The 14,890-nt window shown below is 33.8% G+C and carries 11 protein-coding genes; 5 read left to right on the forward strand and 6 right to left on the reverse strand.

Annotated elements, in window-relative coordinates:
* Position 1 precedes the first annotated feature (1 nt).
* The 3 genes from RMB03_RS13750 to RMB03_RS13760 are packed head-to-tail and all read right to left on the reverse strand — an operon-like array spanning position 2 to position 3,279.
* A complete protein-coding gene (locus RMB03_RS13750; protein WP_311076634.1) occupies positions 2 to 2,173 on the reverse strand; it encodes an AMP-binding protein in 2,172 nt (723 codons plus the stop codon).
* Between the two features lie 21 nt (positions 2,174 to 2,194).
* Positions 2,195 to 2,854, reverse strand: coding sequence for a cupin domain-containing protein (locus RMB03_RS13755; protein WP_311076635.1), 660 nt, complete (start codon positions 2,852 to 2,854; stop codon positions 2,195 to 2,197).
* Positions 2,855 to 2,877: 23 nt separating this feature from the next.
* Positions 2,878 to 3,279: a hypothetical protein gene (locus tag RMB03_RS13760; RefSeq protein ID WP_311076636.1), complete on the reverse strand. Its 402-nt coding sequence runs from the start codon at positions 3,277 to 3,279 to the stop codon at positions 2,878 to 2,880.
* Positions 3,280 to 3,876: 597 nt separating this feature from the next.
* On the opposite strand from RMB03_RS13760, the gene RMB03_RS13765 reads away from it, so the two are divergent.
* From RMB03_RS13765 to RMB03_RS13785, 5 genes are read left to right on the forward strand one after another with little or no spacing between them, the layout of a single operon-like run.
* On the forward strand, positions 3,877 to 5,505 hold the full coding sequence (locus tag RMB03_RS13765; protein WP_311076637.1) for a condensation domain-containing protein: 1,629 nt from the start codon (positions 3,877 to 3,879) through the stop codon (positions 5,503 to 5,505).
* Position 5,506: 1 nt separating this feature from the next.
* Positions 5,507 to 6,844 carry a histidine--tRNA ligase gene (hisS, locus tag RMB03_RS13770; RefSeq protein WP_311076638.1) on the forward strand — a complete coding sequence of 446 codons (1,338 nt, stop codon included), beginning with the start codon at positions 5,507 to 5,509 and terminating at the stop codon, positions 6,842 to 6,844.
* Positions 6,831 to 8,117, forward strand: coding sequence for an ATP phosphoribosyltransferase regulatory subunit (locus tag RMB03_RS13775; protein WP_311076639.1), 1,287 nt, complete (start codon positions 6,831 to 6,833; stop codon positions 8,115 to 8,117). The genes hisS and RMB03_RS13775 overlap by 14 nt, the downstream gene beginning before the upstream one ends.
* Positions 8,118 to 8,132: 15 nt before the next feature.
* Positions 8,133 to 8,912 (forward strand): hypothetical protein, encoded by a 780-nt coding sequence (locus RMB03_RS13780; protein WP_311076640.1) that lies wholly within the window; start codon positions 8,133 to 8,135, stop codon positions 8,910 to 8,912.
* 23 nt (positions 8,913 to 8,935) lie between these two features.
* Positions 8,936 to 9,718: a formyltransferase family protein gene (locus tag RMB03_RS13785; protein ID WP_311076641.1), complete on the forward strand. Its 783-nt coding sequence runs from the start codon at positions 8,936 to 8,938 to the stop codon at positions 9,716 to 9,718.
* A gap of 380 nt (positions 9,719 to 10,098) precedes the next feature.
* On the opposite strand, the gene RMB03_RS13790 is transcribed toward RMB03_RS13785, so the two are convergent.
* The 3 genes from RMB03_RS13790 to RMB03_RS13800 form a co-directional block, all read right to left on the reverse strand.
* Complete coding sequence (locus RMB03_RS13790; protein WP_311076642.1) at positions 10,099 to 11,382, reverse strand: ribonucleotide-diphosphate reductase subunit beta; 1,284 nt, start codon at positions 11,380 to 11,382, stop codon at positions 10,099 to 10,101.
* A gap of 141 nt (positions 11,383 to 11,523) precedes the next feature.
* Entirely contained in the window at positions 11,524 to 11,655 is a 132-nt protein-coding gene (locus RMB03_RS13795) for a hypothetical protein (RefSeq protein WP_003653490.1), read from the reverse strand.
* A gap of 56 nt (positions 11,656 to 11,711) precedes the next feature.
* On the reverse strand, positions 11,712 to 14,543 hold the full coding sequence (locus tag RMB03_RS13800) for a ribonucleoside-diphosphate reductase subunit alpha (RefSeq protein ID WP_005042869.1): 2,832 nt from the start codon (positions 14,541 to 14,543) through the stop codon (positions 11,712 to 11,714).
* Between the last annotated feature and the right edge of the window lie 347 nt (positions 14,544 to 14,890).

Consider the following 14,890-nt stretch of genomic DNA (forward strand, 5'->3'; position numbering starts at 1 on the left):
CTTAAAGAATTGGGCGTTGACCCCAGATAATTCCTCCTAGATCAAATTTACCCGCTCTAAGCTGACTAAAACCAATTTTTTCAAAACCTGCTGTATTGAGTAAACTTATCCACTCTTTTCTAGAGATAAAACCACCTTTATCCCACCAACCATTAAACAACCCGTAAAATCCATTTAAACACCAAGGAGTATTATTTTTTGGATATGGAGCACCTTCACCTAATACTAAAATACCTCCGGGTTTTAACATTTCTTTTAGATTTTGAAGGGTAATTAATTTGTTATCAGCACAATGCAAAGCATTGACTCCAAAAATAGTATCTAGGTTTCGCCAAGGGCCTTTTTTATTAAAATCATAAGGACTAATAGTTCCTTTACATTTTATTTTGCTAACCAATTCAGGTATAAGATCGGTTCTAATAAATTCATTGTTTACATAGTCTGCTATCAGTCTAGTAGTATTTCCAACACCTGCACCTATTTCTAAACATTTCCCATTAAGTAAGTTATTTTTTATTAAAAACTTACTGGTTAAGATAGCGTATTGTCCCATAGGGTATCCAGTCATAAGACTTTCCCACAACCCTTTGTTATCTTTAATCAAATCTATAGGTTTTTTATTTCCATTTATAAAATATGGCCAATATTCTGCTAGTAAGTTAAGACTTTTAGTTACATCGGTATGAATGATTTCATCAAATGAAACCAATGGATCAGATTCATAGCTATCAACGAACTCATAAGCTTGCTTAAATATGTAAGACAATTGCACTAAATCTTCAGCTGGTTTATTTAATAAAATTTCTTTATAAATCTTATAAGCATATTCTTGAAGTAATTTATACTTAATCTCGCTACTAGGAATTGAAACCATCCTATTTGACATCAAAGTTCTTTGAGGTTTAAGAGTAGTAGTACGCGTAACAGCTTCAAATCTTACAGTTTCTATAGGTGGACGATGATTATCTAGTTTTTCAAAAACATCTAGAATATTGGCCTCATCAACTAATTTAATATTCGCCCCAATAACAGTATCCATTTTGTCATTCAAAACTCCATAACAAGCAATTTCTTTACATTCAGGGATTTTAGATGCAAGAGATCTTTCAACATCAGAAGGATAAATTGTTTCTCCACCTCTATTAATTATCTCTTTAAAGCGGCCATTTAATACAAGATATCCATCCCTAATATAACCAATATCACCAGTAGCTAAAAATTTTTGATCATTAAAAACTTTATTAGTTTCGATTGGATTATCTAAATACCCTGACATTATCCCTTGAGATTTAACGTAAACTTCATTATTAATCAGCTTAAACTCTGTATCGACTAATGGGATCCCTACAGGAGGATGTTGTTTAATATATTGAAGCTTAAAATTCTCATCATCCAATAGCGGCATCAAAAAACTAAAGTTAACTGCTTCTGAGAGACCATAACCTTGACGCAATTTAGGGCCAAACTTTTGATAAAAAATTTCACATTGATGTGACGATAATGGTGCAGATGCTGAAATAAAATATTTCAAACTAGAAAAATCTAGATGTGAAATATCACAGTGTAAGATTTCGGTTAATATTGCTGGGGAAACTGATATAGTTTGAACCTTAAACTTAGAGCTTTCAGACAAAATTTCTTTTGGAGAAGCATTGCTGAACAAGATAAATTTAGCGTGATTTATATAATGGCCTAATAATGACATGGCAATCGAATTACAGTGCAATAATGGCATACATGTTGCGTGTAACTGATTTGAATCAAATCCATGTTCCTTTGCGGTAATAGTAGAATTATGTAATATGGCTTGCTTAGATAGCATTACTCCTTTGGGAGTAGAAGTAGAACCTGATGTAAATAAAATGAATGAAGTGTCTTCGTAATCGCTTCTAAATTCAGTATATTTTTGGACAGCTGCATCAGCCCCTTTAACCCAAAATGATGGTTGAACTAAATTGAAAATATTATTCTTTTGGTGATCATCTAGCCGTGGATCTACAGGAACAATGGTTACATTTTTTTCGAAACATTGAACAATAAACCAAGCAAGAACTTCACTACTATTCATTTCAAGCATAACGCAAGAGTTTGCTTTGCATTCACTCAACCAGTTTAATTTATCTTGGATATTACTTGGAGGTGGATGGCTAAAATCAATTATGCTAAACGTCATACAGATAAATCCTTTTTAAATTTAAAGTCCTTGATTCAGCATATGTGTTCCGTTAAACATAGGATGATTGCTTTCTAAAGCACCTACTGAGCTAAATATATGGATAGGAATAACCATCAATGGTTCACCCTCCGTTTCGAAGTGGTGCGGACTCATCTTATCTAAAATGACAACCTTTCCTTCTGTAAGTTCTTCAATGACGTGTTTTTGCTCCATACCCACAATACTTTTGCCACGACCTTTAAGAACGTATACAACACGTGCAGTGGAATGGATGTGGTGAGCTTGCTCTTTTGTATATGCAGGGATTTCAAGGAACTGCACTGTTGGATCGCCCAATCTTTCTGGCGGGAAAATTTGTCTCGTTGAACAACCATTTACATAGGGTAATGTAGTTTTAATATTTAGTTCAGATGTTTTATTTTCAGGCGAATAGCCTCTTAATACTAACCCAAATTTTTCTGAGTTTACGTTCAATGGACCTCGTAACCACTTAACTATAGAGTCATTCTCTATAAGAATAACGCTATCTCCTTTTTCAACAGAAATTGTATGATCTCCAATATAGCATTTGAAACTATATAAATCGTCTTCACGGCTTTCTATAACCTCTTTAGATCCTTTTTCGTGATATTGAACGCCGTATAATTCCATTATTAGTTTTTCATTTTCACATAACATAGTGTTAAGTTCCTGTTAAAGAATTAAATTTTAATTAGATGGGTAACTTCATATTTGGTAATTATTTTTTCATCAATAGATGAAATTAGTTCACAGTTGCTAATCCTCCTGTAGGCATTCTTGCGGTTGTTAAAATCTTGTTGGTAAGAAACTTTAATAAACATTTTTGTATCAAAATAAGCAGGTTTTATGAAATCAATATTTATATTTGTCGCACAAATTAAACCTTTATAATCAGGATGGTTAATTAAAAATTTATTAATAAAACATTGAATTAAAATTCCGGAGACACACTGTTTTTTTATAAATGGAGTATCAGGTTCAACTTCAATATGTATAGGAATAGGATCGTATAACTCAGCAAACTCAATAGCTTCAACTGATTTAATAAGAAATTCAGAAGTTTCAAATGCCTTTTTTATCATTGAAAAATACCATATTTATCTCATAATAATTACAAGGTTCCTACTCAGTTTTTGAGTAAATATAAAAAGTTTTTAACTCTATTGTTGAGTAAAGCTAATTAATATGAGCAAAACATAGGCGGAAAAGATATGACATTTTACATTAATTAACACAAAGATATAATAAGAAAACATTAACTATTCTTTTTTAAGTTTTATGTTAATTAAAAATAAAACAATGTTTTAAATGATAAAAAAATAAATTTAGTGAAATTTCATGTAATTATTTAATGTTTTTCTAAAGGTTGAAAGTTAATTTTTTTTATTTTTAAGTTTTAAATGTATTTGATTTTAATGGAAATTAAATCTATATAGATTCTTAATTTATATTGGTAGAAATTTTAAATAAGATTTTAATTTTGAGGTTTAGATTTGTTGGGGTTATTTTGTTTTTGATACAAAAAATATACAAATGATTTATTTTAAAGTAAGATTTTTTAAAATTTGACATGCTATTTTTATTTGAAATATTTTGATTTATGTTTGCTGTTTTGATTGCTAATAAAATTTGTGGCAATTAAATAAAAATTATTTTGAATATATTAAGAGGATACATCATTGGATAGTACAAAATATAACGATGTACAGGAGTTTATACTAGAGAAGCTTAAAACAACGTTAAATATTGAAGAAGTAGATGAAAATCTTTCTTTTTATGATCATGGTGGTGATTCACTAACTTTTGTTATTTTTGTGTCAGAGGTTTTAAATCAATTTGATCAAGATCTATCTGACATTAAATTGAGTGGTATACAACCTTTAGGTCAAATTTTTTCTTTGTTTAACACTAGTAGCCAAAGTTCAAATTCTCATCACGAATCTTTATCAATAAACGAAGACAAAATTAACAATGGGAATATACTTGAAAGTTATATTCCTGTTACGGCTAATAGATATTCTTATTTGTTAAAAATGAATAGTGGAATTGAGCAGTGGATAGTTCATTCGCCTGTATATGAATTCTCAAAAAAAATTACCAGTGAAAATTTATCTGCTGCTTACAATCTGGTTCAACAGAAGTTCGATGGCCTCCGCCTGAAAGTGGAATATTCAGATGGTAAGTTCGAACAGTACTTTTCCGATGATAATGCAAAAATTGTAGAGATAAGTATTGATCAGTCCTTTACCAACTCTCAAATCAAAGATTCTATAATTGAATATATAAAGAATTTAAGACAACAACTTTCTTTAAGCAACAATATGATCTTGTTGCTTGTAAATGATAACGTGAACAAGAAAAGTTATGTTGTATTAGTATTTCATCATATTCTGTTAGACAGTGTTTCATTAAGAGAAGTTGAAAAAGAGTTAATAGATCTTTTAGTTACTAATCGAGAGAGTTTTTTTAATAATAATAGAATAGTTAAATCATATCGAGAATATTGCAGTGAATATATCCAACGTTGTGAGAAGTTGGCTCATAATTCTTCAAGTTATTGGTCAAGCCTCCCATGGCCGTATGTCAGGTCAACACCATTAGACTTTGAAGAAAATGGAGTTCAATTAAGTCATGATTGGACAAAAGAATGTAAATTAGAATTCGATGGACATAAATTTGATCTTGCTGTAAAGGCTCTAGCTAAAAATTCGAATATGTCTATTTCCAATATAGTACTTGTAGCCTTATCAAAAGCATATAGTAAGTGGTCTGGATTAGAATATATGCTATTAGACCTTGCCCATCATGGTAGGGTAGCGGAACAAGGAATGGTGGATTTTGCTAAAACGGTTGGATGGATTAATGAGACAGTTCCAATAATTTTTAATACTAAATTGTCAGATTTAGATTTAATTCGAGAAACAAAAGAACAGTTAACAAGAATGAGTGTCGAAGCTTCTTTATTCAATTACTGTAAATACTTATCTAAAGATACCACTATATCAAAGCAATTTAGTTCATATCCTAATGCAGATATTTCGTTAAATATTGAGTTAACTCATTCTGAATCTAAAATTATACCGTCAACTGTAAAAATACATTCATGGTCAGTTGAGAAGGGTATTGGGAATAGAGTTCATCAAATTGCAGGTGGTGTAGTTCGAAAAAATGAATCTTTTTTCCTCCAGCTTGATTATAACTCTACAACCTTTAAAGAGGGGCGGGTGGAAGATTTATTAGAATTATGGGGAAGTGAGTTTGTCTCTCTGCTTAATCAATTTTCAAAAGTAAATTTAATCGGTGCTTAAGATGAAAAAAATTAATAAAATCAGTGGATTTCCAGAATATAGTCCATACATTAGATCAATTGAATTAGATTATATTAATAAAATTAAATCAAGTTTTGCTTTGCATGGATTCACGGATATAGAAACACCAGCTGTAGAATTAATTGAAACGCTTTCGTCGAAAGGTGAAGATGTTGATAAGGAAATTTATTCATTATCTCGGTTAGCTGATAACTCTAATAATGATTCATCAGGTAAGTTCGCTCTACATTATGACCTGACAGTTCCTTTAGCTAGATATGTTTCACAACATTTTAATGATTTAGACTTTCCATTTAGACGTTCGCAAATACAAAAAGTATGGCGTGGGGAGCGTCCACAGGAAGGTCGATATCGTGAATTTTTACAATGTGATATCGATATTATTGGTAGTGAGAACCTAAGTATTGATTCAGATTATCAGGTTATTGCTGCTGCTTTAGATGCAATGCGAAAACTAAATATCGGTAAGGTTGGTCTTAAATTAAATAGTCGGAAAATACTTGAAGGTGCTTATGGCTGTATAGGTGTCGTTAACATTGATGAAGTTATTCGTATTATGGATAAGATCAATAAGGTTTCAAAAGCAGAGCTACAAGATATGCTGATAAAGCATGGATTAGATAGCCAAATTGCTGAAAAATGCATTAAATTTGCAGAAATTTCGACCTCAAATGGAGAGATATTAGAATCTTTAATATCAAATGTGGTGACATCTAATAACGATCTCCTTAATGAAGGTTTACAAGAGACAATAAATTTGATGAACCGTCTGCAATCAAAGTTTGGTAAATATTTCGATATTCAAGCAGATATGTCGATTGCGAGAGGCTTTGATTATTACACAGGTATGATATGTGAGGGATATTTCTTGGATTATCCAGCCTACCCCTCTATATGTGCTGGTGGTAGATATGACAATCTAGTGAGTAATTTTTCAAATAAAAAGTTACCTGGTGTAGGAATGTCAATTGGGTTTACTCGTATATTTACTAAAATGTTAGCAGAAAATTTATTGCCTCAGGGCTCTAAAAATCCTGCCAAGGTAATGATAGCTAGATATCCTGAAACTAAATTTGAAGATTTGGAAAATTTAGCTGATTTACTAAGAAATGAAAATATATCAACTATAGTCCATTACGAAGACTCGAAATTGACGAAACAGCTACGTTATGCATCTAAGATACAAATTCCTTATGTGATTTTAGTTTCAGATAGTTCAGATGTAATCGAGCTAAAAGATATGAATACAGGTGCTCAAGAAATTATAAAAGCTGAAAATCTTATTCAGTCATTGGTAGGCAAGAATGAAAGTAGATAAGAACTCAGAAGTATATAGAAGCCCTGCTGGTTTTAGAGATAGATATGGTGCCGATTGGGATTTTGACTATAATTCGCGTGACATAGCTCGTAAGGTTGCATATCTATCTTGTTTTGAGCCATTAATAACCACACCTATTGGATTCCTAAGTACTTTTGAAAAAGAAAGGATATTAAATAAAGACCGTATTTATCCTTTAACTGATTTATCAGGGAGACAGTTAGTTCTTTCTCCTGATTCTACGGCATCTGTGCTTAGATGGTTATGTGAGTATGGTAAAAGTTCAAATTATACTCGATTGATGTTTACATCGCCTGTATTTAGATATAGACGGAATAAATACAAATACACTAACCACTTGGGATATGCGATAGCTAATGAGAAAAGTGATTCTTCGTCCACATACAATCAAGCATTAATTACAATAGTTGATGCTATGTTTCAATTTTTTTCAAAGTTTGATAATTCGATAAAAATAAAGGTAACAGATTTTTCTATATGGCACAGATTATTGGCAATGGAATTTAATCATGATGGCGACAGAAAGGATATATTGTATCAATTAAGATTTAAGGATGTTGATAGTCAGAAATCTTATATTGAAAGTACAATAAGAAATAGCTCTTTAAAAAACCTTATATTAAGTTTGCTAAATGAAAAGAATGTTGAAATAGAAAATATAATTCAACAAACTGGAAAAAACTTATTTGAACCTATTTTAGATTTTAAATCTGATTTAAAAAAAATATACGGAATAGAAGCTAGCTTTGATCTAAGCAATTTTCATGGGTCGGAAGTTCAATCTGGCATAGCATTTCAATTTTATAGTGGCGAAGGCCTAATGCTAGGCGATGGTGGATGTTATTCAGATTATGCCAAAAAATTTAATTCAAATATAAGATCTTTTTTTAGTGCCGCTACCTCAGTAGAGTATTTGGGAGAAATTTATGGTAATAAGTTGAGTCAAAGCGATTTAAAGGTTTGTATTGTATATATGAATAACCAAGCTAAATTGGCTAGGAAAGTATGTGATGAGTTTAGAAAAATAAAAATTCCAGCATTAATAACCAAAGCTAATAAAAAAATTTTAAATAGTATTAATTCAGTAAAGCAAAATAATTGTTGGTATACAATTTTAGGTGCTGTTGAAGAGGAAAATAATATGATTGTTTTAAAAAATACAACCAATGATATTGATTTTTCAGTAAGTATTAATGATATAAAATCATTAAGCTCTATATATTTTGAAAATTTAATGCCTAGTGAATCATAATATTAAGGATATATAATGAATTCTCAATACGATATACTATGTATTTCACCACATCAAGATGATATAGCTTTATCTACAACATGGCTTTTAAAAGAGATTATAAAAAAGAATAATAGTATTAAATTGAAGTTGTTAAGTTGTTTTACTATAACAAATTTTGCACCAGAGTTAAAAACTACTAATATTGATATTATTAGTGGGCAGCGATATAAAGAAGATTTATCATATACTAAAAAGTTATCAAAAAATAATTTTACTGTTGAGTGTGTAGGTTTGTATGACTCACCATTGAGAGAGGAATGGGATAAAAGAAACAATATTTTGGAACCTGCCAATTATTATAAAGAAAATATAATAGAAATTGAGAAATATACATTACAATTAATAGAATGCTTTAAAGAAAAAAGTAATTTGAATTCTCTTGTTGTGGCACCAATTGGTTTAATGCATAAAGATCATATAATTGCATCAAATGCTAGCACTTATGTTTTTAAGAATAGCCCGATATTGTTTTATTTAGATATTCCTTATGGCTTTGAAGTAAGCAATGAGGAGACTATAAATAGAGTGAAAACCGTTGAGAAATTTATTAATAAAGAGTTAACTTTGATTAATAGTTTAGATGAATTTTTATTGGATGAATGGTTGAATATATTAATGAGCTATAAATCTCAGTTTTCTTGTAATGACATAGTGGCAATTGGTAATAAAATATTAATAAATCAAGGTGAGAGATTTTGGGCTTGTAATAGGGCAATAGAATTATTAAATAAATTTAGTGTTAAATTTAAATAATATTTAATAATTGGAGATATTAAGTGAAGCCTAGAATAGTAATAATAACTGGAGATAAACCACATATGAATTATTTCATATCTAGAATATCTTCAGAGTTTGAGGTTGTTTCCGTTTTTTATTTTAAACTGTGGGAGAGACCTATATCAAGAACTTTTGAATATTTCAGATCTAAAGAATTCCGCTCTCGTAATACAATTATTTCCTCAATAGCATATGATATTTTGGGAGAATCTAATATTGGGTATAGTTATGCTGATGGAAAACTTCAAAACTATTCAATTAATTCTTCTATTCCATTGAATCATTGTGAGGATATTAATTCACAAAAAGTCATAGAATCAATTAAAGAATTAAACCCTGACTTAGTGTTTTGTCATGGTGGGCCTATTTATAAGAGTGGTATTATAAATTGTGCAAAAACGGTAATAAATTTTCATTCAGGTATATCTCCAAATTACAGAGGTGCACATTCCCATTTGTTTGCATATATAGATGATAACTCAGATTTTATTGGCGGAACATTGATGAAATTAAATGCTAAAATTGATGGGGGAGATATAATAAGCAAGTGCAAGCCGAAATTAAATAACACTGATACTCCAAATACTATTTTCCTAAAAATTATGCATTCAGGTTGTGATTTGGTTATAGATTACTTGAGAAATTATGACAATTATAAACAAGTAGAAAAGCAATCAGTTGAAGGTAAATATACTAAAAGCTCAGATTTCAATTTTTTAATACTATTTAGGTACTATTATAGAAGAATGATTGGTCTTAAAACTATTGATAGATATAAGTAGTATCGGAATAATACGTGATAAGAATACTGCTGGTAAATAAAAATTCTACTTGGTAATAGAAGGAATTCTGTGTTTTAACTTTTATATAAATTTATTTGGTGAGTAAATGAAGTATAGATGAGATGTCTTAAGCTTATGAGAGCGGGGAATTAAAGGTCCGTTAATTGTGTTCTATGGATGGAATTAAATTAAAAAAGTAGTTCGAAAACTCTGAAACAATAATTAAGGTAAAATTTTAGCCTACTAATCATCATTCATATTTCATGTGTCAACTTGTTTTAAAGTCAAAAGCCATCTACTTTGAGATGGCTTTTGACTCAAGGACATTTCAATTGTCGCTAGGGAAGTTTCAATTGTCGTTTTTCGCGATCAGATCAAACTTACCAGCTTAACGCACCACCAGTTTGGTAGTCAGTTACACGCGTTTCAAAGAAGTTCTTCTCTTTACGTAAGTCCATCATCTCAGACATCCACGCAAACGGGTTGGTTACACCAGCAAATTGCTCTGGTAAACCTAACTGAGATAAACGGCGGTTACAGATGAATTTCAAATATTCTTCCATCATGCTTGCATTCATACCCAATACACCACGTGGCATCGTGTCACGTGCATATTCGATTTCAAGCATTGTACCTTCAACAATCATTTGAACCACTTCTTGTTGGAACTCTGCGCTCCAAAGGTGAGGGTTCTCAATCTTGATTTGGTTAATCATGTCGATACCAAAGTTCAAGTGCATAGATTCATCACGCAAGATGTATTGGAATTGCTCAGCAACACCGTTCATCTTGTTACGACGACCCATACTCAAAATTTGAGTAAAGCCACAGTAGAAGAAGATCCCTTCAAGAACACAGTAGAACGCGATCAAGTTACGAAGTAAACGTTGGTCGTTTTCAGGTGTACCTGTGTGGAAATTAGGATCAGTTAAAGATTGAGTATATTTCAATCCCCACGCCGCTTTACGTGCAACAGATGGAACTTCACGGTACATGTTGAAGACTTCGCCTTCGTCCATACCTAAAGATTCGATACAGTATTGGTAAGCGTGAGTGTGAATCGCTTCTTCAAATGCTTGACGCAAGATGTACTGACGGCATTCAGGGTTAGTAATGTGGCGGTAAATTGCCAATACCAAGTTGTTTGCAACCAAAGAGTCCGCAGTCGAGAAGAAACCTAAAGAACGCATAACAATCGTACGCTCATCTTCAGTTAAGCCGTTTTCAGACTTCCAAAGCGCGATGTCTAGGTTCATGTTTACTTCTTGCGGCATCCAGTGGTTTGCACACCCGTCAAGATATTTCTGCCAAGCCCACTCATATTTAAATGGAACAAGCTGGTTCAAGTCCGCACGACAGTTAATCATAGCTTTGTCGTCAACTTGAACACGTTGTGCGCCCATTTCTAGCTCTTCAAGGCCAGGGGCAACATCTAAATGTTCTAAGGCTGCAGAGGCTCTAGCCACCGTATCGGAGGCAACTGTTGGTCGCACGGAATGGGTTCCAGCGGATTGTGAAGTTGCCAAGCTCTGCGATGATGACTGCGCAGCAGATACATTCTGCGAATCAGACGTTTTTTCCGGTTGGATGGGCGCAGACTTGTGTTCAGGTGCAGCCGGTTTTTGCGAATCATCTTCAAAATCGTCCCAACTAAGGATAGACATTTTTGTTCTCTCTTCGTTGTGTATATCTATATTTGACATCTCTTAAACGAAGATGTCCCTACTATACGCTTTTAATGTGTAAACAAAATTAAGTTTTATTGAGGTATGACCAAATTTTGGGCCTTTGGTCTCTACTCCCTACTACTTATTTTGCTTACGCTGTTGCTTACGTATTGTGAAAAATGCGTAAACCAGTGGCATATAAAAGAAAAGAAAGGCAAAGATTAAAACTCCAACACCAAGCATATAGTTATGGCTGAGATGAGAAAGCATAATCTTTACCTCTTGTAAAATTGCTCTTTAGTGAAAAAGAGCAATTTTATTGAATGTTATTGGCAAGCTTCACAATCAGGATTGTCGATTGAACAAGCCATTGGAACTGGAGCTGCTTGGGTAAAACCATCTTCTTCAACTGCTTCAGGCTTTTTCGCTTCTACAACAGGGGCAGCAACCGGAGCAGCTTCAACAGTCGCAGGTTTAACTGCGTTTAAAGCACCTGTGTTAATTGTAGATTTTTCAGCAGAAGTTGCACCTAAAGCTCGGAGGTAGTAAGTCGTCTTAAGACCACGTAACCATGCCATCTTATAAGTGATGTCAAGTTTCTTACCGTTTGCACCAGCAATGTAAAGGTTAAGCGACTGAGCTTGATCGATCCATTTTTGACGGCGTGATGCAGCATCAACGATCCAGCGTGTGTCTACTTCAAACGCAGTAGCAAAGATTGCTTTTAATTCTTCAGGAATACGAGCAATTTTTTGTACTGAACCTTCGAAGTGTTTCAAGTCATTAACCATCACTGTGTCCCAAAGACCACGTTCTTTTAATGCGCGAACGAGGTATGGGTTAATTACAGTGAATTCACCAGACAAGTTAGATTTCACATATAAGTTCTGGAATGTTGGCTCAATTGATTGAGAAACACCACAAATGTTAGAGATGGTTGCAGTAGGAGCAATCGCCATCACATTTGAGTTACGCATACCGTCTTTTTGAACTTTGGCACGTAAAGTGTCCCAGTCTAAACGTTGAGTACGGTCAACTTCGAACATACGCTCTGGACGAGATTTCGCAACAATTTCTAAAGAGTCGATTGGGAGGATACCTTGATCCCACAATGAACCTTTGAATGTTGAGTAAGCACCACGTTCAACAGCCAAGTTGCTTGAAGTTTCAATCGCGTAGTAGCTAATCACTTCCATTGATTCATCAGCAAAATCAATAGCAGCGTCTGAACCGTAAGCGATGTTCATTTCATATAGAGCATCTTGGAAGCCCATGATACCCATACCCACAGGGCGGTGTTTCAAGTTCGAGTTTTTCGCTTGTGGTACAGCGTAGTAGTTAATGTCGATAACGTTATCGAGCATGCGTACTGCTGTTTTAATTGTGCGAGCTAACTTCTCACGGTCTAACACACCACCTTGAACGTGTTGTACAAGGTTGATCGAGCCCAAGTTACATACTGCAATTTCGTCTTGATTTGTGTTCAAGGTAATTTCAGTACATAAGTTAGATGAGTGAACTACACCAACATGTTGTTGTGGTGAACGTAAGTTACATACATCTTTGAATGTAATCCACGGGTGACCAGTTTCAAACAACATAGAAAGCATTTTGCGCCATAAGTCTTTAGCACGTACTTTCTTGTGTAGCATGTTTGTTTCTTTGGCTACAGACTCATAGTAAGCATAACGCTCAGCAAATTCAGCACCAGTTAAGTCGTGCAAGTCTGGAGTTTCAGAAGGCGTAAATAATGTCCATTCACCATCTTCAAATACACGTTGCATAAACAAGTCTGGAACCCAGTTCGCAGTGTTCATGTCATGTGTACGGCGACGGTCATCACCTGTATTTTTACGAAGTTCTAAAAACTCTTCGATGTCTAAGTGCCAAGTTTCTAAGTATGCACACACTGCACCTTTACGCTTACCACCTTGGTTTACTGCAACAGCTGTATCGTTCGCAACTTTCAAGAATGGAACTACACCCTGAGACTTACCGTTTGTACCCTTAATGTAAGAGTTCAATGCGCGTACAGGTGTCCAGTCATTACCTAGACCGCCAGCCCATTTAGAAAGCATTGCGTTGTCACGCATTGCGCCATAAATGTCATAAAGGTCATCGCCAATCGTTGTTAAGTAACAACTAGAAAGCTGTGGACGTAACGTACCTGAGTTAAACAAGGTAGGCGTAGAAGCCATGTAGTCGAAGCTAGACAATAAGTTATAGAACTCGATTGCACGTTCTTCTTTATTTTGCTCATTTAACGTAAGACCCATCGACACACGCATAAAGAATAATTGCGGTAATTCGAAGCGAACGCCGTTTGAGTGAATGAAGTAACGGTCAAATAAAGTCTGTAAACCTAAATAGGTAAACTGATTAGAGCGTTCTGGTTGAATTGCTGCTGCAAGTTTCTCTAAATCGAAATCAAGCAAGTCTGGTGAAAGCAAATCAAGTTCTACACCTTTTTTCAAAAAGGCTTCGAGTGCAGTGTTTTCAGGAGTATCTGTAGGTAAGCCTAAGAACGCTAAACCGGTGCTCACTAATTCACTAGAAAGCAAACGTGCAGTCACGTAAGTATAGTTTGGTTCTTGTTCAATACGAGTACGTGTTGCCATCATCATCGTAGTGGCAATATCAGTCTCTTTTACGCCGTTATATAAGTTTTTAACGGTTTCATCGACAATAGCCTGAACGTCAATACCTTCCAAACCTTCGGCTGCTTTAGCTACAGTTGCTTGCAATGCACTTAAATCAAGTGGCTGAAGCTGACCGTTTGCATCGGTAACTTGTAACGTAGGATGGTGGTTTGAGTTCGTTTGCTGACGAGCAGTCGTACGTTGTTCGCGGTAAATTACGTAAGCGCGGGCAACTTTCTGTTCTCCAGTACGCATTAAAGCAAGCTCAACCTGATCTTGAATTTCTTCAATATGGATCGTACCGCCTGATGGTAAACGGCGAGTGAAAGTATTTAATACCATTTCCGTCAGTTGGGTAATACGGTCGTGAATACGGCTTGAATCCGAACTCTGTTGACCTTCCACAGCAAGAAAAGCTTTACCAATCGCAACAGAAATTTTCTCTGCATCAAATGCAGCAACATCTCCAGTGCGTTTGATCACCTGAATTTGACCGGGAGTCGAAGTAATTACGCTCATGCCAGCATAGCTCCATTGTCACTTTTGTTATGTTTATAGACCGTTTGAACCGAGCAAAAAGTATGCCACGATGTTTGAGGGATAAACACAAGACTTAGTAGTTAAAGTTTATTTTGAACACAAGATACGGGATTTTTCATAGCAGATCAATCTTGACTTTTTAGTAATTTTTTATCTGTATGATTTGATGGGAGATAGCATAGCAAAGCTATCAAAAAACACTTATAGATAACTTTGTGGATAACTCAAAAAACAAGCACTTAAATACAATTAAAGTAGTTAAAGAAATAATTTGTTTAATATTCATACATTGGAAATATGAATAGAATATGAAATTTAATAACAAT

Source organism: Acinetobacter sp. V91_7 (assembly GCF_031799075.1).
Classification (GTDB): Bacteria; Pseudomonadota; Gammaproteobacteria; order Pseudomonadales; family Moraxellaceae; genus Acinetobacter; species Acinetobacter calcoaceticus.